At 47.7% G+C, this 26997-nt stretch carries 19 protein-coding genes and 5 riboswitches; of the genes, 2 read left to right on the top strand and 17 right to left on the bottom strand.

What is annotated here, in order from left to right; all coding sequences use genetic code 11:
- Positions 1–32: 32 nt before the first annotated feature.
- The 10 genes from SRRS_RS05450 to SRRS_RS05405 all read right to left on the bottom strand — a co-directional run bounded on the left by SRRS_RS05450 (position 33) and on the right by SRRS_RS05405 (position 17460).
- Positions 33–1151, bottom strand: a complete 1119-nt coding sequence (locus SRRS_RS05450) for a hypothetical protein (protein ID WP_371366939.1) — start codon at positions 1149–1151, stop codon at positions 33–35.
- A gap of 53 nt (positions 1152–1204) precedes the next feature.
- On the bottom strand, positions 1205–1576 hold the full coding sequence (locus SRRS_RS05445) for a hypothetical protein (RefSeq protein WP_371366937.1): 372 nt from the start codon (positions 1574–1576) through the stop codon (positions 1205–1207).
- A 56-nt stretch (positions 1577–1632) separates the two neighbouring features.
- The gene (locus SRRS_RS05440; RefSeq protein WP_371366935.1) at positions 1633–2532 is read right to left on the bottom strand and encodes a C1 family peptidase; all 900 of its coding nucleotides are present in this window, start codon (positions 2530–2532) and stop codon (positions 1633–1635) included.
- A gap of 163 nt (positions 2533–2695) precedes the next feature.
- Positions 2696–7060: a TonB-dependent receptor domain-containing protein gene (locus SRRS_RS05435; protein WP_371366934.1), complete on the bottom strand. Its 4365-nt coding sequence runs from the start codon at positions 7058–7060 to the stop codon at positions 2696–2698.
- A gap of 66 nt (positions 7061–7126) precedes the next feature.
- Entirely contained in the window at positions 7127–8545 is a 1419-nt protein-coding gene (locus SRRS_RS05430) for a hypothetical protein (protein WP_371366932.1), read from the bottom strand.
- A gap of 501 nt (positions 8546–9046) precedes the next feature.
- Positions 9047–9227: riboswitch (cobalamin riboswitch) on the bottom strand.
- A gap of 112 nt (positions 9228–9339) precedes the next feature.
- The gene (locus SRRS_RS05425) at positions 9340–9915 is read right to left on the bottom strand and encodes an HD-GYP domain-containing protein (RefSeq protein ID WP_371366930.1); all 576 of its coding nucleotides are present in this window, start codon (positions 9913–9915) and stop codon (positions 9340–9342) included.
- A gap of 182 nt (positions 9916–10097) precedes the next feature.
- A riboswitch (cobalamin riboswitch) is annotated at positions 10098–10281 on the bottom strand.
- A gap of 38 nt (positions 10282–10319) precedes the next feature.
- Positions 10320–10460: a hypothetical protein gene (locus SRRS_RS05420; RefSeq protein WP_371366929.1), complete on the bottom strand. Its 141-nt coding sequence runs from the start codon at positions 10458–10460 to the stop codon at positions 10320–10322.
- 5 nt (positions 10461–10465) lie between these two features.
- Positions 10466–11464 (bottom strand): ABC transporter substrate-binding protein, encoded by a 999-nt coding sequence (locus SRRS_RS05415; protein ID WP_371366927.1) that lies wholly within the window; start codon positions 11462–11464, stop codon positions 10466–10468.
- 35 nt (positions 11465–11499) lie between these two features.
- Positions 11500–15216, bottom strand: a complete 3717-nt coding sequence (gene cobN / locus SRRS_RS05410; protein WP_371366925.1) for a cobaltochelatase subunit CobN — start codon at positions 15214–15216, stop codon at positions 11500–11502.
- Between the two features lie 336 nt (positions 15217–15552).
- A complete protein-coding gene (locus SRRS_RS05405) occupies positions 15553–17460 on the bottom strand; it encodes a TonB-dependent receptor plug domain-containing protein (protein ID WP_371366923.1) in 1908 nt (635 codons plus the stop codon).
- A 24-nt stretch (positions 17461–17484) separates the two neighbouring features.
- Here SRRS_RS05405 and SRRS_RS05400 point away from each other — a divergent pair, with 24 nt between their 5' ends.
- A complete protein-coding gene (locus tag SRRS_RS05400) occupies positions 17485–17685 on the top strand; it encodes a hypothetical protein (protein ID WP_371366921.1) in 201 nt (66 codons plus the stop codon).
- A 114-nt stretch (positions 17686–17799) separates the two neighbouring features.
- A riboswitch (cobalamin riboswitch) is annotated at positions 17800–17981 on the bottom strand.
- A 91-nt stretch (positions 17982–18072) separates the two neighbouring features.
- Here the strand turns inward: SRRS_RS05400 and SRRS_RS05395 are convergent.
- Complete coding sequence (locus SRRS_RS05395) at positions 18073–18399, bottom strand: hypothetical protein (RefSeq protein WP_371366919.1); 327 nt, start codon at positions 18397–18399, stop codon at positions 18073–18075.
- A 272-nt stretch (positions 18400–18671) separates the two neighbouring features.
- Between SRRS_RS05395 and SRRS_RS05390 the strand changes: the two genes are divergently transcribed.
- Positions 18672–19508 (top strand): MerR family transcriptional regulator, encoded by an 837-nt coding sequence (locus SRRS_RS05390; protein WP_371366918.1) that lies wholly within the window; start codon positions 18672–18674, stop codon positions 19506–19508.
- 131 nt (positions 19509–19639) lie between these two features.
- On the opposite strand, the gene SRRS_RS05385 is transcribed toward SRRS_RS05390, so the two are convergent.
- From SRRS_RS05385 to SRRS_RS05360, 6 genes are all read right to left on the bottom strand, one after another.
- Positions 19640–20389 carry a redox-sensing transcriptional repressor Rex gene (locus SRRS_RS05385; RefSeq protein WP_371366916.1) on the bottom strand — a complete coding sequence of 250 codons (750 nt, stop codon included), beginning with the start codon at positions 20387–20389 and terminating at the stop codon, positions 19640–19642.
- Positions 20390–20458: 69 nt separating this feature from the next.
- Positions 20459–20647 carry a hypothetical protein gene (locus SRRS_RS05380; protein WP_371366914.1) on the bottom strand — a complete coding sequence of 63 codons (189 nt, stop codon included), beginning with the start codon at positions 20645–20647 and terminating at the stop codon, positions 20459–20461.
- Positions 20648–20674: 27 nt separating this feature from the next.
- Positions 20675–20859, bottom strand: a riboswitch (cobalamin riboswitch).
- 192 nt (positions 20860–21051) lie between these two features.
- Positions 21052–21236, bottom strand: a riboswitch (cobalamin riboswitch).
- Between the two features lie 155 nt (positions 21237–21391).
- Complete coding sequence (locus SRRS_RS05375) at positions 21392–23248, bottom strand: TonB-dependent receptor plug domain-containing protein (RefSeq protein ID WP_371366912.1); 1857 nt, start codon at positions 23246–23248, stop codon at positions 21392–21394.
- A 137-nt stretch (positions 23249–23385) separates the two neighbouring features.
- Positions 23386–25359, bottom strand: coding sequence for a TonB-dependent receptor plug domain-containing protein (locus SRRS_RS05370; protein WP_371366910.1), 1974 nt, complete (start codon positions 25357–25359; stop codon positions 23386–23388).
- A gap of 52 nt (positions 25360–25411) precedes the next feature.
- Entirely contained in the window at positions 25412–26152 is a 741-nt protein-coding gene (locus SRRS_RS05365) for an ABC transporter permease (RefSeq protein WP_371366908.1), read from the bottom strand.
- A complete protein-coding gene (locus SRRS_RS05360; RefSeq protein WP_371369723.1) occupies positions 26152–26991 on the bottom strand; it encodes an ABC transporter ATP-binding protein in 840 nt (279 codons plus the stop codon). The genes SRRS_RS05365 and SRRS_RS05360 overlap by 1 nt, the downstream gene beginning before the upstream one ends.
- Positions 26992–26997: the final 6 nt, after the last annotated feature.

Here is a 26997-nt window from a genome sequence, read left to right as displayed (position 1 = left end):
TTCGGTTAGACAACGCAAAATTTGGTGCCGGTTCAGGTTATTTTTCCCTGCGCAATCATGCCTAAAATCCGGCCGCTGAGGACGGCGTCATCTAATTTATCGGCAACCAGCGGCTCAATCTGCTGCCATACTCCATGCGGGTCGATCGCCAGCACTCTGTCGCTCAGCCAGTCGCCGTCTGTGCCGGACAGCCCTTTCAGTTGACCCTGGAGAGAGAGACGCTCTTCATACTCGGCTTTTAGCGCGGCCGCCACTCGGGTTTTATCGACATAGGTCAGATCATCCGATTTGAACACGGCCAGCATGCCGGCCCGGATGACGGCATCCCCCTCGGCTTTGTCGGTCATGCCTTTTTCGATGGCGGTGTAGAGCAAACTGTTATATTCGGTAAAATAGCGGAAATCATCCCGGTACAACGCCGCTTCCACGCTGAATAACATATAATCATAACCGGTAAGCGGCTGAGACGAGGCCAGGTCGTCGCCAAAACAAAGCTGAGAATTTTTGACAAACAGTTTGGCGGGATTGAATTTGCCGGCATCGGCAGCGATAACAGCGAAATAGCCGCTGGTCAGTGATACGCCGCCCAGATTGTCCGAACCGGCGTATTCATTGTGATAAACCAGACGGATGTCTTTGTCGTCACTGTCCAGGAGATCCTGCAGAGCGCCGACCGCGCTGTCGACCACCTTGAGGGTGGCGGACAACTGGCCGATGGTCAGCAGGCCGGCGACATTGTTGGCCAGCGAAAGGAAGGCTGGAAAATAGTCTTTGCTGACATAAGACATTAAAGCGGCGCTGACTGACACCGTGCCGCCGCGGTACGGCACCAGGTTGGTCAAGGAATAGTTCAATTGCACGCCTTTCCCCAGGGAGCTTTCACTCAGATTGAGCGCCAGCGGACCGGCTACGTTGGGCAGCGCTTGGGCGGCAATAGAACCGAACTGCAAGCTGACGAGCGAGGAAACCACCGGCACAACCTTGCGGAAGAGCTTGCGGTCATCTTTTAAAAACATTTCCGCCAGGCGTAGGCGAAAATAATGCTGTCCTTCCTGGAACACGATCTTTTCGACCTCGGACGTTACCGGCGCATACACATAATGCTTGGCTTCTTTCACAAACAAATTGGCAAACCAGTCAATCAGACTCATACTGTCCCCTCCTGTTGCCCAGCGGCAAACTCCTTTCGTTGCCGTCAGCACTGCTATTTTTTCGTATCGATTTTGAAAAAAGCGTTATACTGATCCAACGCCTGATTGGCACTCGCAATGGCGGCGTTGCGCTCCTCAATAACCCGGTTGGCATCATTAGTGGCCGCGTCAATATACTTTTGTGCAGCTTTCAAGTAGACGTCCACGGCGGCGATATACGCGGCGGTGGCTTTAACGTCCGCCTGCGAAGCGGGCGGCACCGGTACCGGCGGCAGCTGGTCTCTGGCGCGGGGATAATCCGCCGCCAAATTAGTGGCGGCCGCAATAGCGGGAGCCGGCGGCTGCTGCTGTTCTTCCGCCGCCCAAACCGCAGTTGCCACACTGAAACAACCCAGGATTACAGTCATACAGATTATTTTCTTCACAGTCTTTCCTCCTTTAGCAAAGGTAAACCCGCTTCGTGTAAGCGGCCGGTCTTTGCCTACATACCGAACTGGTCGGTAGCAATCCAGTCCATGTTTAAGAGCGACCAAAAATCGGCTGCCAGCCGGTTCAGCACATACTCATACGGCAGCCAGCCGTAACCTGAGTCGCCCCAGGCGCTGCCCCAACAGTTGCGGATGAGGAGCGCGCCGGTGGTTTCCCGGTTGTAGCAAGTATTTTTGATCTTGAGGGTGTCGTCATAGCCAAAGGCCGCCACGGCGTGACCCCAACTGGCTTTTTCGTCCGGTCCGGGTCCGGGAATGCCGCCCGGCACATCGGTCTCGGCAAAAGAGGCAAAGCCGTAAAAGCCGAACATGGCGGGCACGCCGGCGACCAGGTATTTTTTCACGCTGCACAGCACAGCGGCCGGCGGCAGGTTCAAGCTGGCCGCGTCATGGCAGAAATACTGCAGGGCTTCGTAGTTATCGGCAATGGCATAGACAAAAGCGGTCGGTTCTTTGTCAAAATCCGGCTCCTGTTCGGTATAGGGCCAGTATTTTTCCGGCGGCACGCCGCAGAGAGCCAGCGCCCCCATGGTATCACGGATATAAGTGCCGGTGTCGCCGGTCACGCCCTGCAGGCTGCGGGCGTTTTTGTAAATGAACAGCCGCGAGGCGGTAAAGTGTTTGCCAAAGGCCCGGTTCTGAAAGTATTCGATAATGGCGGCCGCTGCGTGAGCGGTACAGGACCCCAGCTTACCCTGCTCCGGCACAATCGTGCTGCACCACTGGCGCAAATCAATCTTGTCCGGCAACGGCTGGTCATCGTCGATCCCCAGCCGTTTGATGGTTTCCTGCAGGTTGGGATGGCATTCGGTATAATCGCGCAAATCGGGCAGGGGCGGACGCCAGCCGGTGCCCACCACTCTCCTGTCCGGTAAAAGGACGTGATGGTTCATGAACAAAACCTCCTTGTTTTGGTTAGGTGCAGCCGGTGTAGGAAACCCCCGGATTATCCAGACCGTTATACTTGAGGGATGATGGATGGCGTCCGGCACAGCCAAAAACCGGAGCCCGGACAACTGTCTGGACCCGGGCGGTGCTGCTCTGCCGGACAGCCGCTTAGAAGAAATATTGCAGCGTCATGTAGTACGTCCGGCCCTGCAGCGGGTAACTGATATTGGAGACACCATAGCGCGTTTCAGCGGCACTGGCCGTCTCGTAACAATAAGTCGAAAGCTGATCCGCCCCCTTATTGAAGAGGTCATTAATGCCGGCCGTCAGTTTGACCCTGTCGTCAAAGCCGTATTTCAGGCCGATATTGGTTAAGCCCAGCGAATCGTTCAGTGTTCGGGAATTTTTATAATAAACGCCGACATTATCCAAATAATGATATTCCGCAAAGGCATTGAGTTTGTTGCCGGGGAAACGGTAGCCCAGCCGGACATTGTACTCCCATTCCGGCACCCAGGGGAAAGGCTGGCCCTGCTGCCACTGCGCCGGCGTTACCAGGGAGGCCTTAGCACCGCTATTCGTGACTTGGGAATCGTTCCAGGTGGCGGCTAGCAGGAGGTCCCAGCGCTGCCATTTCATTTTGTTTTCCAGCTCGACGCCCTGGATCTTGCCGGCCGCGAGGTTGGAATAAAAGCCGATGCCGTAGGGATCGAGCGAGTAGGTGCTGAGGTTCTTAGAGTCCCGGTGGAAATAGGTCAGCGTAATGTCGCTGTCGGCGTTAAACGCCCGGCCCTGCCAATTGGCGCTGACGTCCCAGCTGACGCCGCGCTCGACATAGTTGTTCAGCATAAAATCGCTGTAGTTGGTCTTATAGGTCTCCCAGCGGGACTTGACGTTGACGCCGTCGCCGAACAGTTCGTACCAGTTGGGGAGTTTGTAATAGGTGCCGTAGGTGCCGCGGAAGGTCCAGTGCTCGTTCTGCACCTTCTTAAGTCCCAGGCCGTAGGAATAGAGCCAGCGACCGAAATCCTTATCACCCAGGTCGACGTCCATGGTCATTTTCTGGGCCTTGAGCACCGGTGTGAAGAACAGGTTACCGCTGCGGTTGAGTGTCATGGTATCCTGCACCTGGAAGTAATAGTTGTCGGTCCGGTAGTCTTTTTTGAAATACTGCTTATAGAATTGGATAACGCTGGTCACCGAACCCGAAGCCGGCCACATAGCAAAGTCGTGGTTATCGACCTTCATGGTCTCGCGAGAAGCGTTGAACAGGAATTCCACCAAGTGATTTTTGGCCGGCTGCCAGCTGCCGTCCAGGGTGCCGCCATAGAGCCGGCTGCGGAATTCATTGTCGGCAACAACGACGTTGTAGCCGCTCATCGGCGACCACGTCTGAAAACCGGTAGCTTCCTTATCCTGATAGGCGGTATTCAGCTTCCAGCCCCATTCCAACTGAGGCGCCGTCTGGCGCCGGCCTACCGTCAGCTCGGTCTTTTGCGTTTCCTGTCGCCTCCCGCGAATGACATTCTCGATCGCGGCCGGCGTATCGGCCCAGTCATTTATGGCACTGTCGGGGAAACGAGTCTTATTGTCTTTCCAGGTCAGTTTGGCAAACCAGTTGTCGTCCTGATACTTGAGCAGGGCGTCGGTGTTGTAGTAGTCGTTATTCAGGCGGTGCGTGGTCTGGATATAACGACTACCGTCAAGATTTCTATGGGTCGGCCAATAGTGGTCATATCTAAAGTCCCCTTCCGCCTGGTCGCGGTTTACCGCAAACAGGATGCTGCCTTTGCCGGCCGGAGCCGTTATTTCCAGATTGCCCGTATAGCCGCCGAAGGAACGCAGGCCCTGGGTAATGCTGCCCTTGGTCCCGGTTGGCTTTTTGGTGACGATGTTAATGGCGCCGCCTAGGGGTGAACCGGCGAAGCGGGCCGGGACATAGCCGCGGTAGACCTCGATGCGTTCGACGTTTTCCACGGGGATGGTGGACAAATCCACCGCCGCTTCGCTGGCCGAGTTCAGCAGCACGCCGTCGACGTAGATGTTGACCTCGCCGCCGGCGGAACCGCGGACTTTGGCAATGGTGTAGTGGCCGATGCCGCTGATCCGCTGCACATACACGCCGGGCACGGTCTGTAACAGATCAGGCAGATTCTTCATCTCGCCCTTGTACTCGGGCACAGGGATGACGGATACCGTGCCGGGGGAGAGCTTTTTCTCCCAGTCGGGCCGGGCGGCCTCGACGACCAGCGGCGCCAGGATATAGACGCCGCGTTCGCTGCCGTCGGCCATGGTCGCGCCAGGCGCTGACCGGTCTGATTGCGGGTTCCTGCCGGCGTTATTCACAGACTCGGTATGGCTGGCTTGTCCCGTTTGCGCGACCGGAGGGGCGCCTGTTGCCTGGGTTGATTGGTTATCCGACGGTAAGCGGTTGTTACCGTCGGTTTTAACCGAACCGGTCATATCGCCTTGCTTTGCCTGCTCATTGGGCAGCACCTTTTCCTCTTGCGTTACCGTGCCGGCCGGTACAGCCGTAGGCTCCGTGACTTGCCCAGCCGGACGCGTTAGCGAATTTAGGCTACGGTCCAAAGACGTGCCGCGGGCTTGGTCCCGGTCGGAGGATGACGGGCCGTTGAAGCGCCAGGACAGACCGGCGTTCACCTGCCAGTCGGTGTTGACCTTGCCGCCGGTGGTCTTGGTCAGCTCGACAAAGGTGTTTTGGTCTCGACCAGTCTGCAGCGTGGTGCCCAAGGCGAATTCGTACCAGGTGTCCTTGCCGGCCAGCGTATCCATTGGCAGGGTGGCACCTACCTCCCATCCGCCAGGTCCGCCATTCAAATTTTTATTCCATGTCAGGGCTTCGGCATTTGCCTTGCCGCCGTCCTTAAAATCATGGTTGACGGCCGCTTTGGCATAAACCAGGCCGCGCTTGCCGTCGCTGCCGAACTTCCGGCCGGCGGTAACGCCGAGGCGGCCGATAAGCATGTCCATCTCGTCCTGGTTGTAGCACATGTTAGTATCCTGCAGATAGCTGTAGCCCTTCATCCTGCCGTAGGACAGGCCGGCCTGGGGTTCCAGATACCAGCCGCCCGGCAACTCCTTTTGATAGCCGTAGCGCAATCCGGCCCCATAAGCCCATGTACCGTAATCGTTTGCATGCAGGATATCATTCGAATCAAAATAGTTATACTCATTGCTCAGTTTGGAACCCCGGACGGTGAAATCCAGATAGTGTCCCTTATCGCCAATCCAGGTGGTATAGAGACCGAGGCCGCCGCTTTTTAGATCGCCGCTGCCATGGTTATAGGCGACGGTATCGCTGCTGTTTTGGATGCTGTACTGATGGAAATCGGCCTTAGAAGTAAGATTGCTGAGAAACAGGCCGGTATACAGCTTGCCACCAAACAGCTTGCCTTCGCGCTCCTTGTCGTAACCAACCTGGATGCCGTTGTATGTCTGGCCGAAGCTGGAACCGATAGCGCCGCCGAAATCATACTTGCCGCGCCAGACCTGGGCCCAGGCCCCGTCACTGCCCTCGCCTAACCCCAGACGTCCGGCCGACCGCAGCTCTTCGCCCCGTTTCCAGAACAAACCGTCCTCCATGCGCCACAGGTTGCGCATGGCAAGCTGGGCGTTAGCCGCACTGAACAAACCCTGGGAGATGAAATCAGTCCGGGTAGCCGTCCAGTCTAGTTCATAATCTCTTGTAGTAACACCCTTGAAAGTACTTTCAGCGGAAGTTAATGTCGGTACAAATAAATATTTCCTCAAGGAACTATCCATATAATACGTTTCGGCGGAAAAATTCAGATTTTCGCCAACTGTCTTGGTCAGGTTGTTGATTCTAATAAGAGTGGGAATTCTTCCGGAATAAACGTTTGCTGACGCTGAATCCCAGAAATTGACCGCGCTGTCTTGTCCCCCCAGGCCACCGGTATTTTTATTATAGCGAATTTGCAATCGCACGGTCGCTGCCACTTTAGGCACCGCCAACTGAAGGTTGTTAAACACCAATTTATCACTTAAATTATCAAATCCATTGCCTCCGCCCACGTTTAGGCGGATTATAGAGCCGTCATGCAGAACAGTCTTCCCGTAAGTCAAAAAATTGCGGCTTGACGCCAGGTTTGTGCTATCATAGGTTCCCCACGGATTGTTCGGATAGTTTTCTCCGTATTTATACGATAGATCCAGTAAGGCGCCGCTTTTCAGTTCAAACGTCCCATAGACGTTGATAGCTTTGGCGTCCATCGGCCGCCAAATGCCGCCGCTGTTAATCAGAATAATGCCGTTATATTTAACAGAATTGGGGCGCTGCTGGGTGCCTGACCAGGTCGTCACTGTTTCCCCCGGGCCAACGGTCAGGTCCTGATTGATTATATTCGTCCGGTCCGGCGTACCGTCGTTTAATATCGGTGCCGCCTGCGCCGGCAGCGTAACACTGAACAGGGCAACCACTATTGAGGCCGCCAATAAGGAACGTTTGGCCAGCAGGGTCCGCCTGACTCGTTTCTTCTTACATCGCAAATCCATTTTCCCCTCACTACGTAAACTTCAAAAGGTGGAGGGAAAAAGCTTTCCCTCCACAGAAATTCCTGACTATTCCTTGGCTGCCGCCACCTGGTCGAGCAAGCGCTTGCGTTCGATGAGCGCCGCCGCCGTGTTGGAGGCAAAGGCCGGCGCGACATATCCTTTCAAAGGCATCCCGGCGGGTGCCGCTTCAGGGTTGTAGATCGTAATGCCATTGAGATAGGCGTTACTGCTCAGCGTCGTCAGGCTGCCGATAGTCATAGCACTGCCGACCTGACCGCCCGCATTGAAGATGGCCAGTTGATTCCCCTGGGAGAACCAAGTAGTTTTTGTATTTTCCGAATAGAGCAGCGCCCAGAGGTAGCCGGTCAGGTTATCTGCTTTAGTTATATAGGTTATAGCCTCCGAAGCCACCAGCGAACTGACCAAGACATTGCCAGCGCCGAGAATGGTAGCCACATCGGTAGAATACAGCCGCCAACTCATCACGTAGCCTGAACCATACTTGCCGGTCAAAAGATACGCCTGGCTACCATCACTGCTGAAAGTCAGCGCCCGGAAGTCATAGCAATCGTTGGGATAAGACGAACCTTCGGCGGTGGTAGCGGCCCGAAGCAAGTTGGTGACAGTCAAATCGCTAAGAGCGATTTTCTGGATGTGAGAATTGGGGTTCCAGGTGTTGATGTCATAATGCTGCGGCCCGCCGACGGCCACCAGCAGCAGGTTTGTGCCGTAGGGCTGGATGCTGAAAGCATTTTCAGCCGGCCACAGTTCGCCGGACGCCGGCGACGTGGTTGTGCCGTGCGGTCCCTTGTAGACCGGACTGCCGAAGGTCAAGTTGGTTTTGACCACCGTGCTATTGAGATAGGAGGCACTGGACACTAACATCAGATTGGTGCCGCTGATGTACAGCATGTACACGTTGCTGCCGTCAAGCTGCAGATCCACACCGTGGCCTTCCTGGGCGGTCGTGGGTTTGGAGAAGGTGAAATAATTGGTGGTATCTAAATTATAGGTCGAGCCGCTGGCAGCGAGCCGGAAGGCGGTGGCGGCGTCGTAGTCAATGCCGTAGAGGTAGAAGGTGCCACTGATGGTCGCGGCCTGGATTTTATACAGGTTGGCGAGAGAGGTGCCGCCCAGGGACCAGGTCGTCGGGCCGTACACGGGTGTGCCCCAGTTATAGCCGGACGGGATAGTGGCGGGAACGGTGCCGGTGAAAATCAGGTATTTGCAGGTGGGAGACTGACCAACCCACTTGGTGGCTGCAACCAGCACATAATCGGTGCTATCCCGCCGGAAATGGAACACCTTGGTGTCGCCAGGCAATCGTACGATGGTGCCGCCGTCGGTGTACTGAGTGACCACGCCGGTTTTCGTTTCAATCACCGCACCGCTGGTGCCGCCGGCGTAGCGGGCGACGCTCACATCGCCTAACCCGGTGGGAACCGTACTGTAATCATAGGCCGATACTGCCACAATACTGGACATACAAAATCACTCCTTCTTGTTGTTTGTGTTACCTTGCGACCGTCAACAGCCTGCGGGCTGCTGAGGCCGTTTCCTTGCTAACCATGGAAAAATGCCTCACCTCCTTGTCCAAAATTCCTATCACAGCCCGGCCAGGCATCGTCAGCCTGCGCAGCCGGGCGGATTGGCTTAGTCTTACGGTTTTACTCTGGCAATGATGTTGACGGACATGCCGGTGCCAGCGCGGACAACACAGGTTGTACACCGGCAAACCGGGCTGCGGCTGCGGTTATGAACCTTCGTTTCCCGCTGCGTTAAGACACTTTTGTGTCTTAACGCGACATTATCAAGTATAAAAAGTCCGTTTTCCTTGGAAAAGTTTTGCTATTGTATGCTCACAACCGGCACGTTAAATTAAAAAAAGCCTCCTGTGACAACAACACAAGGAGGCTTTTGCTTGTATTCCTACATAATGCCGGCAGAAAAACACGCATCTAATCCCCTCCCCATACCTCGCAGGTCAACGGTGATCGTCATGCAGGCAGTTCTCCTGACTCAGAGTCATCGCGCGGCCAAACCTTCCCAGGATCTATCCCAGTGGTATTGCATGGCTTTGCTCCTCATTACAGTGGCGGGACCGCGCCGGCTTTGAACCGGACTTCCCTATTAAGCCCCGTAGGGCACCTGCACCAAAATATTTATTTTTCCTTTGTTTTACATTATCGTAGCACAAATATTTCCATTTGTCATGCTTTTTTGTTCGTTTTATTTCGACATTTTTTACTGTTTTCCAGACAGAGCTAGCTAACAGGCGGTCAGCTAAGCTCTTTGGCATAATACAACCGGGATATTTTTTGTATATATTTTATAAACTGTTCACACAGCCACGGATCAAACTGCGCCCCGGCCCGGCGTTCAATTTCTGCCAGCGCCTGCTGGCCATCCAGGTTTTCTTGCGGGCCCCGCCGGTTGGTAAGTTCGTCAAACACATCACATATGGCAATCATTCTGCTGAGAAAGGGGATTGCGGCTTCTTTCAGTCCTTGCGGATAGCCTGCCCCGTCATACCGTTCGTGGTGGTAGAGCACGAACGGGCCTATTTCCTTCAAGCCATAGGCTTGAAGGATGGTTTCGCCATATACGGGATGAAGTTCAAACTCGATTTGCTCCGCTCCCGCCAATGCCCCGGCTGTACTTAGTAACTCAGCCGACACGCAGTATTTACCGATATCATGCATCATTCCGGAAGCAAATGCTTTATTCATTTCTGCGGCAGAAAAGTCCATGCAGGCCGACCATTCGAACATATGCATGGCCACACTGTGACAATGCCTGAGCGTACCGGGATGGTGCCTGCCCAACAGCGGCAGCAAGCGATCAATGCCTTCCATATAATACCCCCGTTTCTAGAGACTCGCGGCACCCCCGAAGGCCAAGCGGAGTATTATTTTGCCGTTACAAATAAAAATTCCCGGTATCAACCGGGAGTGTAGTGCAGTATACCAACTTTGTAATGGAAAATATCCAGCAGAGCAGTGTAACTGTAATCCCCTCCCCATGCCTCGTGGGTGAAAACGGCGACTGTCAGCTAGGCAGTTCTCCTGGCTCCGGATCCTGGCTTGCTTAAACCTTCCCAGGACAACTTATCCCAGTGGCATATCTTAAGCTTGCTCCCCGTTACAGTGGCGGGACCGCGCCGGTATTTAACCGGACTTCCCTATTAAGCCCCGAAGGGCACCTAACTCATGGTATGTAATTGTTGCCAATTAAAATATATACTGATTTTAGCCGGAAGTCAATAGACCAGGAGTACGCACCCTTGCTCGCCAGGCAAGATAGTGGCGATGACTTCCGGCATAACTGGAGAACTTGCCGCGGCAAACAACGAAATAATCGAGACTTGCTCCAGTCGTTTGGTACGGGTATTCATTGCCACAATAACTAATAACCTTTAATGAATCTTTCATTTTTCATATTAAATATATCTCCGTAAGCAGCATTGGCAATGCCTTTAATTGCCCAAACGCAATTTTGATTAGAAGCGAAAACATACCTGTCTGGAATATACGTGACACCATTATTCTGAAAAGCTTTCAGATGCCGTAATGCCGGATCATTCAAAAATTCTTTCCGATATTCTTTTGCGTTATCACTCAGCATCTCACGATTTGCTGAAAGAATAAAGAAATCCGGATTTGATTTTACCATCAATTCTTTGCTGACGAGTTGGCCATTGGGGATACCCATTTCAGCGATAGCGTTAATGATGCCGGCATGGGTACAAATATCATCAAACATGCACCCGCTACCACCATAACTATTCATTTGTGAAACAAGAAAGCCTCGCTTCTTTTCTTGTTTCAAATTTGCCAAAGTATTTTCGATTTCCAGCAAATTGGCATCTACCTGTTGTATAACCCGTTCTCCGGCTTCCCTTTCGCCAACAGCTACGGCCAGGGAACGCATGCTTGTTTTCATATCTTCTATACTTAGCGGCAGTTTAGAAATAAATACTTTGATTCCTAAATCCCGATATCCCTGGATTCTTTCTTCACTGGTACCATCACGGGTAATGATTAAATCCGGTTTGAGCATAAGCACTGCTTCCAGCGACGGATTATCCAATTTATACTTAATCTGTCCTGCTTCTTCAACCATATAGGAAATTCCAGGATCAGCCGCAATAGGGGCAATGGCAACCACACGTTCCGGCGGTACGATTCCAAGCAGCATTGTATCCAAATGAAAATGTGTTGTTAATATACGCTGCGGTTTCTCCGGCATCTGAATAATGTTGCCTGCATCATCAACTACTTCATAGGCGGTTGATATATTAACCGGCCCAACCGCAGGCTTTTCCTGCTGGGGCATACAGCCACAGGAAATCATACAAAATATAAGAATGAATACATTGATGATATATTTAATCTTATACGGCATCCAGATTTCTCCTTATCATAACCGACTTCGCCAGATTACCCGTCGCTGCGGTCTTCCAGCTCGCCTTCAATAGAAAGATAAATATTCTGCAGCTCCCTGACCATTTCATCTGTCGTATTCCACATGCCGCGCTGGTGTGCTTCCAGCAGCGATTCGGCAATACGCTGCAGTGCCCACGGATTAACGTCCCGCATCCATTCCTGCATGTTGGGATCGATGGCATATTTTTTGGCATACTGATCATACATCCAGTCTTCCATGACTTCACTGGTCGCATCCCACTGATAGCTATGCGCTACATAGTTCGCCAAATCCGCCGCCCCCTTATAACCATGCTTCTTCATGCCCTCGATAAACTTCGGATTCATGGCTTCCCCGCGAAACAGCCGTTTAATTTCGTCCTGTAAGCTGCGCATGACGACATGGCTTTTATCTGTACTGTCGCCACAATAGGAGCGCGGCGCTTTTCCCCGGAGGCTGCGTACCGAAGCGATCATCCCGCCATGATACGAGTTAAAGTCATCCGAGTTCAATATGCTGATCTCCCGGTTATCCTCATTATGAATGGTCGCATCAATTGTGCTAAGCCGCCGTTTGAACAACTCAGGCAGGTATTGGCCTTTTTCCTTTTGTCCGTAAACATGTGCTCCCCAGCGTACATAGACCTGCGCCAGATCATCAACCGTTTCCCAGTTTTTTTCTTCCAATACGTTGGCAACACCGGCGCCATAACCCCCCGGCGGACAGCCGAATAAACGGTACATTGCCTGCTTTTTAGCCTCCTGGGTGCTAAGACCCTGTTCTTCAAGGTAGAGAGAATCCTCCGCTACATGTTTGCGTACATAATTCATTTCCGGGCTTTCTTCAAGCTCTGCCGCCAGTTGTGCCGCTTTATCCATCCAGGCAACGGCACAGGGCATACTGTCTCTAAGCAGGCCGCTTACCCGCCCCGTAACGTCGATTCTTGGCCGTCGTAGCTCATCCATCGGCATTACCTCCAAGCCAACAACCCTGCCGCTGCCTTTCTGCCAGATGGGGCGGATACCCATCAAGTACAGAAATTGTCCGATACATTCACCATGGGTACGCATGTTGGCACCGGCCCAGAGAATAATCCCGATGGATTCAGGATACCGGCCCTCTGCCGCAATATAATCATTGATCACCGCATCCGCCATTTTTTTGCCAGTTTCCCAGGCAAGCTTAGTCGGCAGCAACCGCGGATCAACCCCGTAAAAATTTCGCCCTGTTGGCAACACATCTGCCCGGCCGCTCGTCGGCGCCCCGCCCGGGGCAGGTTCAATGAACTCACCGCCCAGCGCCCGCAGCGTATTGGTCATTTCCTGTACCGTCCTGCCCAGATTGGGGGCAATATCTGTGCAGATATACCGGCAGACAGTACGCAGATCTTCCTGCAATGCGGGTGGCATTTGTCCGTAATCCTGCAAGTTAACGATCTCTGCAACGGCCTCTTCCGCAAAATCCCGGTCCATCAGCGCTTCAATAATTTCGGCACTTGCCGCGCGGATACCGTCTGCCAGACGGCCATAGGTACTATTTTCGCCTGGCACCAGCTGGGCACTATTTTCCAAGAGCTCGTAATAATCATAGCCGTCTTTTTTTGCCAGCGTCTGGGCCAGTGACGGCACCTGCCCGTTCTCGATCTTGGTCAGCGCCAGCAGATATTCCCTGAGCACCTCGCCCTGCGGCGGATTGCCTAAAATATGCAGGCCAACGCGGATCTGCATATTTTTGATATCAGTCACATAGGCATGAATTCTGCCTACATATGCGCCGAAATCTTCCTCCGCGCCTTGGGCAAGGTCTTCTGCCAAATGCGCTTCCACGATTTTTTCCCGGATGAATGGCACTGCACTTTCGGCTTTATCCGGCTGACTGATTTGGAAATGGCAATACTCATCGACCAGCTTTTCTAATTCCTCCAACTCATCATAGGTACCGGCACTGCTCATGGGCGGCGTCAGATAGTCAATCAGACAGGCGGCACCACGGCGTTTGGCCTGTACGCCCTCACCGACGATGGTGACAATATAGGGATAAATATCCGGCAGGTCGCCAATTGCAATATCCGGGTAGCAATCAGTTGACAGGCCTGTCCCTTTACCTGGCAGCCATTCCAAAGAGCCATGTGTCCCAACATGAACAACGGCATCTGCCTGCCAAATATCGCGCAGCCAATAGTAATAGGCCAAATAATGATGGGTTGGCGGTGAATCAGGCGAATGATAAATTTTGCCCGGCTCCTCGCCAAAACCGCGCGGCGGCTGAACGGTAATCAAAATATTGCCATTTTTCATCCCGGGAACCAGCAACTGATCGTCGAAATTGAATACTTCACCAGGCGGCTCACCCCAGCCATCCGTCATCTGGGTTGTAACCTTAGGCGAAAATGTATCAAACAGCAATTGATATTCTGCCTTGCTTACTCTGCCGATAGCTTGCCGAATCTGTTCATCGGTCATAAAGCGGCGGTCATTTGTCGCACACCGGATAACTTCTTCCATAAAGCTTTTGCTGTCCGCCGGAATATGGTCAATCGCATATCCCTGCTCCTTCATGGCCGCCAGCAAAAGGCGAACACTTTCCGGCGAATCCATGCCGAATGCCGTACCTATATTAGAGTTCTTCGGCGGGTAATTGTGAAAAATAATTGCAATCTTTTTCTCGGCATTGGCTTTATAGCGTAAGGCCGCCCATTTACCCGCCCGGCGCACCAGAAGATTAATCCGGTCGGCAATCGGCTCATAGCTGACCATACCGTCATCATCTTTATGCTTGCCCGCAATAGGTATGCCATGAATGATACCATCGAATTCCGGCAGCGTAATGCTGATAGAGACCTCCATGGCTGACATACCTTCCATGCTTTCCCGCCATTGTTCAACCGGAGTCAGGAGCGTATAGGCCTGGAGCTGCGGAACGTTCAATTCCGCTATGACAGAATAGGCAAGGGCGCCGGAAGCCGTCAGTGAAAATTTCATCGTATTGATCATGACGTCAATATAGGTCTTGCCGTCTTTCATGAAATACTTGCGGATTGCCTCTTTCAATCCCGGCACAGCCAGTTCAGCATTGGCAATACCCTGGCTGAATACGGCAACAATATTAAAGCCCTGTCGCTCAGCTTCCTCAATCACTGCGTTGTGATAAGCAAGATTGTCCATCAGCCATTCATTGCGATAAAACAAGAACCCAAGGGTTGGACGGCCCGGTTGGCAGAAATCTTTCTCATATTGCTCTAAATCGGTATAAACCGTTTGGGCCCGCGGATGATAAATCCCGTGCCAATGCAATGGCTTTGGCAGCGCAAACTTACAAGCAGCCTGATCAAAGCGGCAAAACAGCCAGCACCATAAATTCTTGTGATTTTCTATACCGCCATAAGTTTCATACCGCTGAATCAATTGGTGATCCTCATCGATAAACCCAACAGAATCCTTTTCTTCGGCCTCATCACCGGCAGTAATCTTATACGTCATGTTATGCTGCTGGAAAAAACGGCGGGCACCCCTGAAAAAAGGGGATTCAATCCCCAGTCCCATCCAGTTCATAATAACAACCGTGGCTCCGGTCAGTTTCTGCTCCCATTCCTCATTCCATACGGCCTCTTTCTCCGCAATAAAAACTTTCCCTTCACCGGAGAAACCACCTTCATCCTCAGCCATTATTTTTGCTTTTGTCAATAAAGTATGCCGAATATCTGTATTAACGACAAAAATAATTTTTCCCATCCCATTCACTCCCGCTGATTCATTTAAACCATCTCAAGATGGCTAATACCCGTAGGTAACAGTGATTAACAGTTAGCTTTTCGCTATTGTACTCTATATAGTGGTTATACAGTCAATGGTCAGTCCTATTCTTAACACCCACCAATTCATCACTAATAAAGAAATATAGACAGGTTTACTGCGCTGATACGCATCATAGCCTAGGCGAGTATATCTATAACGCATGAAAAGGCAAACTAAAAACCTATATCAACTAAAATAAAGAGCTACCCTTCAGTTAGGTTTAATCCCTGCTGAAGGGTAGGCTAATATCTGCCGCGCAAATAAAATTAATAATTAGAAGTTATGAGTATAAGAAAGTCTATAATTAAGCGGTGTCGACCAGTATTCATTATAATTAATCGGATTATTTCTGTCTAACAAATTGTAGCCCGCCAGCGTAATTAGGTCATTAGGAGTAGCATTGTATTGAAGAGTAAGATTTAAATTAACATAATTGGGGACTCTATGGTCTACTGGCGTCATTTGGCCTTGTAGATTATAAAACGCCATCTCTCTTTTCGCCGTTACAAAAAAGTCTGTATTTGCAGTGAATTTATTTTTAGTATAGGTGGTTCCAAGAGAATATTGCAATTTAGCACCGGTTTGTTCCCAATTATCGTTTCCATTTTTAGCTTCAGGATTGCTGTAAGATACGCCAAGATTATATTTCCAGTTATCATTGAGCTTCTTGTTATATTCTATTTCGATACCTGTATTGCGGAATTGATCCTGGTTAATTTGTATGCTTGTATTGGGATCGCCACCCGGAAAAATCACAGTATCCTCTTTTACCCATTTGAACTTATTTTTAATTTTCATGTTAAACACTGCCAGTTTCAAAGATTCATCGTTATGAATGAATTTCATTCCTGTTTCATAATTCCAGCCTTCTTGCGGTTTTAATTTGATGGCGGTCGATACTGCCCCTGAACCATAAAAAGGAGAATTACATGCAGGCATTTCAAATGATTTTCCAATATTGGTATACCATGAGGTGTGATCGTTAATTTTATATACGGTTTGCAATTGCGGCAACAAAATATTTTGAGCGGCATCGTATTCATTTGCCTGCACGAAGTGTCCGCGCAAGCCAACTATAGCGGTAAAATCATCTGTCAATTGACGGGAATACGAAGTATACACGGCATAGCTGTCACGGTTAAAATTACCTCTGTGCGCGCCATAATTTTGGGTATAGTGCTCGCTTTGCAATGTGACCCCGCCAACCAGAAAATCTTTTCCATTGCGCAGGTGCCATACTTTTTGGTTATCAAAATTATAACTGCTTAAATCAGTATTCGTTGTTGCGTCTCCGCCTGGTCTGAACCTGTTTTTATTGTAAGCCAGTACGGACTTATAATCTGTCTCTTTATTATTATAAACAAGGCTAACATTTTGCCTATTATCATAATAATAGTAATTTTTATAAAGAGTCGTCCAATCTTTTGTACTCTTATTATAAGTATATTGCCTAAAATGACTGTCAGTATCGGCATAAGCATAATTAAAGGTTAGATCGTCCGTAATATTGTAGCTAAGAAATATAGCGTCCTTGGTTCCTTTTTCTTTGGCAATTTTTTTCGTACTGGTTGTATATAAACGATTATATTGGTCAATCGCACCCCTGTACTCCTTTTTATAAAACAACTCAAATTTATCGCCGTTGACGGCTGCGGAATAATTTTTATCATAATTGCCATAAGTCGTTGTAATACTGCCGCCAGCTTTGCCGTCAGGTTTTTTGGTAATGATATTAATAACGCCGCCCATTGCTTCGGCGCCATATAAAACTGCATTGGACCCTTTAACGATTTCAATCCGTTCTACCGCTTCAACCGGAATGGAGCTCATCATCGAGTTGACGTTCATTAAATTAACCGGAGTTCCGTTAACTAGTACTAATGTCCCTTTATCTAAGCCGCGGACCATAATGCGAGAGTACATTCCGCCGTAATCCTCGCCGCCTGACCCGTAAGAATAGCTATGTACCCCGACTACACGTTCCAAGGCGTCGTAAACACTGATGGCGCCCTTTTCTTTCAAATCTCTCGCTGTAATAACCGTAGTCGTCGCCGGCGTTTCTAAATCCCTGGTTTCTGTGCGCTGAGCCGTAACAATCACGGTATCCAAGTCATAACTTTGAATGCTTTCTCCTGCGGCAAATACGATCCCTTCACACAGTACGGCCCCAATAATTAGCATTGTTATAAGGGGCCTTTTACCCCAATGCTTCTGCTTTTCTTTCTTTTTCATCATTCAACTTCCTTTCATAACGCTTGTCCCAATGGCATAGGTGCCGTCTACGTCATTGCTGTCGATCAGGATAAAGAAACACGGCTTATGCCGAGCCTTGGCGAAAGTCATACTTTCTATACAAAAAAATCCGGCTGCCAAGGCAGCCGGAAAAAAGATACAGTTTTATGCTAAAAAAACTCCTAGTCAGTGACCAGGAGAATATTTCAGCAAAAACACATACTGACGCAGAACAACTTCTAAGCCAAACGTGCTACTATAAATCCCCTTCCCATCGCTCGTGGGTACAACGGTGATTATCAGACAGGCAGTTCTCCTGGCTCTGGATCATGGCTTACTTAAACCTTCCCAAGATCATCGCTCTCAGTGGCATATCTTAAGCTTGCTCCCCGTTACAGTGGCGGGACCGCGCCGGAATTTAACCGGTCTTCCCTATTAAGCCTTTCGGCACCTATCTTCTCATGGATATTCAATTAAACTCAGAATCAATCAGCGTAAACTTTAATCTATATACCAGTCATACAGTCAAGTCTTAACAATTCGCTTACTAACGGATTTTTATTATGAATGGTGACATTTTCCTTCGGTATTTCCCGAGAGAATATTCCTGTAGATTGCATGAGCCTCTTCAGAAGTTTTACCGTTCTCTAACGCCTTTTGGGCATGAATTACTGCGGAGCGGTATTTTTTGTGAGCTTCATCCTGGGGAATGTTTTCGATATTTTTAGGGTCGAAGTTCATTACTTTGTGAAAAATCTCATGGATTTCTTCCGAAGATTTCCCTGCTTCTTTCGCAAATTGAACGTGTTTCATGGCACTCTCATAACGGTGCTTGGCATGTGGGTCATTGGGGATTTGATATTCAGGATGTTTTTTTTCAGTACTCATTATTTTCACCTCTTTAAAAATTATCTTTTATTGTTTACTGTAATCTATATAGTGGTCATACAGTCAAGCATATTTTGCTCCCGCTAACAATTTATCCCGGAACTCTAACTTCTTTATATCCCTAAAAAATCATGACTATCCTTGACATAATCTACTTCATCACCAATAATGAGTATAGATGCACTTGGCTGAACAGGCACGGCTGCCGATCTTTTACAGTTCGCTGTTTTAGCTTTTTCCTACCAGCATCATATCTTAGGAGAATATTACCTATGACGCATGAAAAAGAAAACTACATCACAGCGGGCGAGTTAGCTTCGCTCTATGGTATTCCCAAGCAAACTTTGCTATATTATGATAAAAACGAATTATTAGTCCCGGCATTTGTAAACGAACATGGTTATCGTTACTATTCTGTTTCTCAATATCTCATATTGGAAATTATTCTAAATTTGCGAAAATTAAATATCCCCATTCAAGATATTAAAGATTATCTCCATAATCGCAGTATCAGTAATTTTGAGCAAATTTTACAGAAAAAAGAACAAGAATGTAATAAAATTATAGATGAAACAATAAAAATCAAAAATAGTTTACATATGTCTTTAAAAACAATAGAAAAAATACGCAAAACTCAATTGGACCAAATTCAATTAAATTACCAAGGAAAAAAATTCTTGCTGGTCAGCGAATTTTTAACCACAGATATGACGCCACGGGAACGCTTCAAAATTCTGTCAAAACATAATCAAACTGCTTTTTCCAAGGAACACTTTAAAGAATTTACTACCGGTTGGATTATCGGTAAAGATGATTTTTTTGCAGAAAAATTTAATAAAACACTGCAATTTTTTACGCCTGTTGCCCATACCAATGCCGAAAAATACTGCTTTGTTCGCCCGGAAGGATTGTATCTGACAGTCCGCTTCAAAGGAACTTATTATCAAAAAATGCCTTCCATATATAATAAGATTCTGGACTTTATCCAGCGCAACCGTTTAATAGTTGCCGGTAACGTATATGTTTTCCCCTTAAAGAACCATTGGCTCACAGCAGATACGCAAACCTATATCAACCAAATCTCTTTTCCAGTTGAATATACTTCCTAATAAAGAAACGACCCTTCAGTTGGTTTAACCTACGGAAGGGTCGTCGCTTTGTCCGGGGACTTAGCCGTTTTTTTAAAGATTATCCCTGTATTTCTTCCCCCTAGGGCCTGACTCAACTGTCTAGAGGCGAATTATAAAAATAGTCTTTTCAGAGATGTTCGCCTTTCTGAAAGGCCTGTTTTGAATTTTTGGGGACGATTATTTCTATTATTTTTCTTAGCTTTGGGTTGCTGGACTCTTAGCTTCAAAGGGTTAGCCAAATCGTAGGAAAGCTGGCTTAACATCGAGCCTGCATTAATTTGAGTCAGTGCAACATTGTCAGGCACTATGACCTGGGCTTGGGTAAAGTTAGCAATACCGACAACCCCGGCGGCAATAAGCCGGTCGGTTATAATCTGGGCCTGATCCGGCAACACCGCAACCAAACCTATGCTTACCTTCTTTGTAAATACAATGGATTCTAAATTTCGCAAGGATTCAATTGCTATCCCCAACTGAGGCAGCGGTACTCCGAAATTCTGCTCGTTTATATCTAAAACCGCTGTTACTTGAAAACCGGGTGGCAAGAAATTCTGATAATTCATTGTCAATAACGGTATTCCCGTTCCTACTACTATTGTATTCCAAGTTGTATTATACCCTAGAATCTGACCAATCCATTGCATTAAAAAATCAATCCTGTAACCAACGCCTTTCGTGCCAAACTCACCGAAGCAAGATAAGTCTTTGCGTATTATTGACGAACTTATACCGGTGCGCTGCCCTATTTTGGTTGAAGGGCACGTTGTTTCTCCTTCATCAAGCATTTTTTTCAGGGTATTATAATAGATTGCCATCCTAACTATAGTCAGTTTTGAAATCTCATATCGCATTTTTTGCATTTCCACATCTCCTTGTCATTAATTATTCAATTCTTCAGTTTTACCTTGTTATTTAGATATGGGATTACACTAGCTGCCAATCAAACATACGCAGGACCACACCAGGGCTAATGGTCGATGCAAAACTCTCACACTCCACCGGCTAAAGCCAATAATAAAATACCCCTTCCTGTAACAACCAGAAAGAGGTATTTTATCATATGAAAAATTTGCTTTTACTGAATAAGAATAACCATCAATAAAAACATTGTTTCTCATAATCCCCTCCCCATCGCTCGCAGGTCAAACGGTGATTGTTAGTCAGGCAGTTCTCCTGGCTCTGGATCTTCGCTCGCCCAAACCTTCCCAGGACCAAACGTCCCAGTGGCATAATCTTGGGTTCGCTCCCCATTACAGTGGCGGGACCGCGCCGGTTTTTCACCGGTCTTCCCTATTAAGCCTTTGCAGGCACCTGTCTCATCAAATATGTAATTGTTTGTTTCAAACTGACGACAGCCGTGCCCAAGCCTGCGGTAAAAGCAGGCTGTAACAGGAGCAAACAAAGAAACCCCTTCCTGAGCACCAGGAAGGGGTATGTACAAACAAAGCTCATCCAAAAAGTATCTGGTCTTGATCACCAGAAAAGATGATTCTTTAATCTCCTCCTCATCGCTCGTGAGTAAAACGGTGATTGTTAGTCAGGCAGTTCTCCTGGCTCTGGATCAACACTTACCCAAACCTTCCCAAGACGCTTGGTCTCAGTGGCATAATCTTGGGCTCGCTCCCCATTACAGTGGCGGGACCGCGCCGGTTTTTCACCGGTCTTCCCTATTAAGCCCCGTAGGGCACCTAACTCAACTGTATTATATTGTAAGATCATTATTAATCATATAACTTCTTTTCAAGTATTGTCAAGAAAATATTTTGTAAAGTGCATCCCAACATTAACAATCCTCGTCTTAGCATTAAGATATATCCTACTCTTACTTCGTTTTCTTGTCGCGCTTTAGACTAGACTTCATGTTAAAAACTCTGTTTATATCCTAGTAAGAAATTACAAGGTGCAATATAGTAATCGGTAGAACCCGACGAATACATAATATCATCACGATCCAAAATATTGCTTACACTAAGGAAAATATCACTATTTTTCGTTACACTGTAGTTTACATTTAAATTCGTAAGTAAATACGGTTTCACATCAATTCCGGTAGTGGCTCTTTCACCCAAATAAGTTGCATTAAGGCTGCTGCGCCATTTACCGCTTTTATAGGTTGCGCCACCATTCATTTGCAGGCGCGCATAGTCACGTACCCATCCGCTGGACTTACCATTTTCTATGGTCTTAGTCTGCGGATCGCTGTAACTTACTCCCCAATTATAGGTCCAGCCATTTTTGCCGGAAATATCGCAAGACAATTCAATACCTGTATTTTTCAAATCTTCATTGTTGTAGATGAAGTCTCCTGTCTTATCATTCCATGCTGCTGAAATATTATCTTTAATTGCATAATTAAATAAGGCAACCCGCCAACGATGATCCTCCGTATTCTTCTTCCAGCCTATCTCATAGTGCATTCCGGTTTGTGCTTTTAACGCAGCGCCTTCCTTGGTTTTATAAATCTGATGCAGATACGGCATTTTATAAGATTGGCCAATATTCAAATACAAATTTTCTTCGTTTCCTAATTTATGAATAAATTGTCCTTGCCCACTGAAATTTGTAGTATTCAAATCATTAGGCGCACCTGTTGTCCAGGATTCACGCGCACTCAAAATAAGCGTATTCTGTTTGCTAAGCGGTTTTTCATATTGCGTATAAGCCGAAAAATTGTTTCTCGAATGTTCGCTCTCACCACTTGGAGTATATTCTTCGTCTTGATACGAACCACCAAATAATAATTTTGCATCCCCAATATTCCAGTCCTTCTGTATATCAAATCCCAGATTACGATTTTCTTCTTTATCTATGCTTGTGCTTGTTTTTCCGGACTTATAGGTTAACGCATTTTTCTTTCTGGTTCGATCAACATAATAAATGCTTGCTTTTATGTCATCTTCCGCATAATTTAATTGTACGTTATTGCGTTCAACATCTTGTTTAGTGTCCACCGTTTTCGAAATATAATGATAGCTTGAATCTATTCGATTATAAAATAAACTTAGCTTATCATCAAACCGGTAGTTTAAATTAACATTGTAATTCTCCGGTCCTTTCCACATTTTTCCGTCGCTAGCAGCATTTTCCCTTGTTCCCCATTTGGAGTATTGATAACCTATCCCCATCTTTCCTGCTTGTAAACTTACGCTGTGATCCTGCTGATTAAAATTACCAAACGACGTCTTGATGTAATTTTGTCTTTCTTTTTTCGTAATAATGTTAATAACGCCACCGGTCGCTTCACTGCCATACAGGACAGAACCGCCCCCACGAATTACCTCAACTTTCTCAACACTTTCTACCGGAATGTCACTTAAATCGTATGTCCCCCGTATATTAATCGGCATTCCGTTAACCAGCACAAGTGTTCCATTTCCCACGCCGCGAATTACTAATTTACTGGTCATATTTCCCATGGACCCACCTGCAGATCCATAGCCTTGGACCTCTATACCGGTCATATATTTTAATGCCTCAAACAGATTTACCGCCCCGGTATTTTGTAAATCTTCAGTCGTATATACATCAGCCGTTGCAGCAATATCCACATCCTTTTTTTCGTACCGCTGCGCGGTTACAATCATTTGATCCAAGGTAAAATCAGGGTTCGTCGCCTGAGCAGCAGCTGCATTTCCCACATCGCTAAGCATAGAAGCCGTAATAAGGATAGTTAGAAGAGCACCTTTACGTAAAGTCGTTTGTTTGCCGTTTCTTTTCATACAACTATCGCTCCTTTTTTGAAATCAAATAGTACATAATCGTTCTTTGTTTCAAAATTCTCCGAACTTATCTTTAACCTAATTTGTCCCCTACTCACTGTAAGTCACGCTCCTCGAATCTTTACCGGCATCCTTGTCTATAAGCTATGATTCCAGGACAAGGTCCAGTTAAACGGCAAATCCCAGTAATCATAACCGCCATGGGTAATCACATTATTTTTGTCCAAAATGTTATTGAGGTTTAGGGTTACTGTGTCTTTGGCGCTCATGTTGTAATTGACGACGGCATTTAAGGTAATGGCGCTGGGGATTGTCTCGCCATATCTGTTATCTTGGCGCTTAGTCAGGTAGTTACAGGCTAAGCTTGTCTGCAACTTATCCATTTCATATTGCACCCCGGCGCTTACCTGCATCTTGGGATAGGTCTGTTTCCAGCCGTCCTTATCTTCCATCTCAGGATTACCATAGTTAAAGCCGAGATTAGCCTTCCAGTGATTATTAATAATTTTATTGTATTCGGCCTCAAATCCGGTGTTTCTAAATTTTCCTTTATTAATCAGCACATCCTTGCCCTCATTATCCTTATCGTAGTCAAACTTGTTTTTAAAGTCCATTTTGTATACGGCAAATTTCCAGGAACTATCGCCGTTAATGATTTTATAGCCTGTCTCATAATTCCAGCCTTCCTGGGGTTTCAGATCTCTGCCGCTTGCCAGTTTGTTCTTTTCGAAATATTGGTTTAAGGGCGGCATTTGAAAGGCTTTGCCGACGTTGGTATACCAGGAAGAGGTATCATTGATTTTATAAACTGTTTGTATTTGAGGAATAAATACATTCTGGTTTTTTACCGGATCATCAATCTTCTGGGCACGCGCCCCTACGATTGTGGTAAACTCGGGCGACAGCTGGTAAGAATACTGCGCATATACAGCATAGTTGTGGCGATCGGCTTCCTGTCCCTGCTTGACTGTATTCTGATACTCTTCCCGGCTGGCTAAGATACCTACCAGCAGATTGTCCTTATTGCCGCGGAGTTTCCAGCTTTTTTGTGTGTCTAGCCCTATATTTTTGGCTTTAAAGTTGCTGTCGTTAACTTTAGTGGTATGTGCATAGTCATCTGTTGTTTTCCCGTATAAGTCGCGACTGCCGAAAAAGGCGATGCTTTTAAAGGCATTTTCTTTATCTTCATAGGTAAATGTCAGATTATCCTTAACATCATTATAGCGGTATGTTTTTGCGTTGATTTTGGCACTTTTATTAGTAGGGTCTGTCGTTGGATCCCAATAGGGCGTAGTACCGTATTCATTATTACTTTCCGAACGCAGGTAATTAAAATTCCATTTATCCGATAGGTTAATCGTAAGGTTAATATTTTCTTTATCGCCTTCCCCCCTGTTTTGATAATAATTCTTAAGTTTGTTGCTGCTGATATCATCGGGCAAGGACGACCGGTCCGGGGAAGTTCTGTTTTGGGCACCGAACTCTTGCTTACTATAGAAAAAACCGACATTTTTATCGGTGTAATTGGCAGAATACTTTCGATACCCAATGTTGCCGGCTGCTATACCGACACTGGTCTGTGGCTCTCCGCCTTTTTTCGTAATAATGTTAATCACGCCGCCAAAGGCTTCCGATCCGTATAAAGTTGAGCTGGCACCCTTAACAATTTCAATACGCTCAACGGCTTCCATTGGAATACTGTCCAGGCTGTTTTTGTTTAAGAGGTTAATGGGAGCCCCATTGACTAAAACCAAGGCGCCGCGGTCAAACCCCCGGATAACCACCCGGCTGTCCATAGCACCATAGTCCTGACCGCCCGGGCCATAGGAAAAATTCGTAATGCCCTGAGTAAAAGCCAAAGCATCAAAAACAGTTCTGGCTCCCGAATTTTTCAACTCTTTTGCGTCAAGCACCGTGACTGTTGCCGGCGTAGCCAAATCTCGTGTTTCTGTTCTCTGTGCCGTGACAATGACTGAATCCAACGTAAAATTTGTGTCTGCTTTTTGAGCTGCATTTTGTGCAGCGGCCATACCAATACTGCTGAGCGAGAACAGTACCGTCCAGACCGCTACCTGTGCACGTAGCTTTCTTTTTTTGCTGCATTTATTCATAGAAATATTTCTCCCCTCATTGCTATATATTTTTTCCATTCACTACTTTCTCTTACTCCCGTACCTTTTCCATAGTCCAAACACTAATAGCCAGCAGCACCCCAATGTAAATCAACAGGACCAGCACAGATATTGCCGCCGGCTCGCCACCACTGCTGATAGCCCTAAGCGCATGACTGGCATGGGTTAATGGCAAAAGCTGAAGCAGCCACTGAACGAGGACAGGTAATTTGTCAATGCTAAAAAAGGTAGCACATAAAAACGACATCGGCAGCAGTACATAGGTACTAAAGTTCCCCATATCTTCGTGAGAATTAATCAGCATGGCAGCCACAAAGCCCAAACTGGCAAAGACCAGGCAGTTTAAAACAATAATAAGCCAAAATAGCACGGTCATCTGAAGTCTAGCGCCAAACACATAAGCCAAAACAATAATGATTAAAGACGAAATTAGTCCACGTAACGTGCCTGCCAGTACTTTCCCGATAATAAATGACAGGGAGCTGACAGGAGCCACCAAATATTCTTCCAGGGTTTTATGATATAACCGGCTCATGTTGAGCGGCGATGCTACGGAGTTAAAGCTGATATTCATGGAATTAAGAGCCAGGATGCCTGGTACTATGTAATCCAAATAATTGCCCTGGCTAACCTGTACGCTCCGGCCCACCCCCCAGCCGAAAGCGATCAAATACAAAACCGGGGTAATCATCCGGGAAAAAATAAAGGTTCCCAGCCTTCTCTGGAGGACAATCCAATCCCGCCAAAATACGGTTGCGATATCCTGTAACATTAGCCGGCCACCTTCCTGCCTGTCAACTCAACAAATACATCTTCCAGATTGGAACGCCTGATCGTTGTTGTCATAGTCAGCATACCGGCAAAGGCAGCCGCTTCACTCCGGCTGTGAAAAAATTTGGTTTGCCGGCCTTCATCAACATTCCATTCCACAACGTACACACCTAGCCGTTCACATAATTCTGCCGGGCTGTTTAGCGCAATCAGTTTGCCTTTTTCCAAAATCGCCACCCGACCGCATAAAAATTCCGCTTCTTCGATGTAATGGGTCGTAAGCAGGACTGTCAGCTTATCATTGGCCATACATCTAATCAAATCCCATAGTCGCCGCCGCACCTGGGGATCAAGGCCCACTGTCGGTTCATCAAGAAATAAGACTTTAGGCTCGTGTAAGAGCGCTCTGGCAATCATCAGCCGCCGTTTCATGCCGCCAGAAAGGCTCTGCACTTTGTCATCCGCACGGTCGGCAAGCTCTACATATTCCAGAAGCTCAAGAATACGTCCGGTGCGCTTCTCCCGGGGAATATGCTGCAGCCTGCCGTGTAATTCCAGGTTTTCCTGTACCGTCAAATCGGTATCCAGATTGAAATGCTGCGGCACAATGCCGATCATCTGCTTGAGTTTTTGCTCATCCTGCGGCAATTGCCAGCCATTAATTTTTAGCGTACCGGCGGTAGGGCGGGTCAGCATGGTCAACATCCTAATCGTGGTCGTTTTGCCTGCCCCGTTTGGCCCCAACAGGCCAAAAATTTCTCCTTGCCCAATATTCAGCGAAATTCCGTCAATCGCAGTGCGCTCACCGAATTTTTTGACCAAATTGCTTATTTGAATCATGTTACA

It is taken from the genome of Sporomusa rhizae (genome assembly GCF_041428845.1).
GTDB classification, from domain to species: Bacteria; Bacillota; Negativicutes; order Sporomusales; family Sporomusaceae; genus Sporomusa; species Sporomusa rhizae.
Note: the sequence above shows the minus strand (reverse complement) of the source record. Positions and strands in the feature narration are given on the sequence as shown.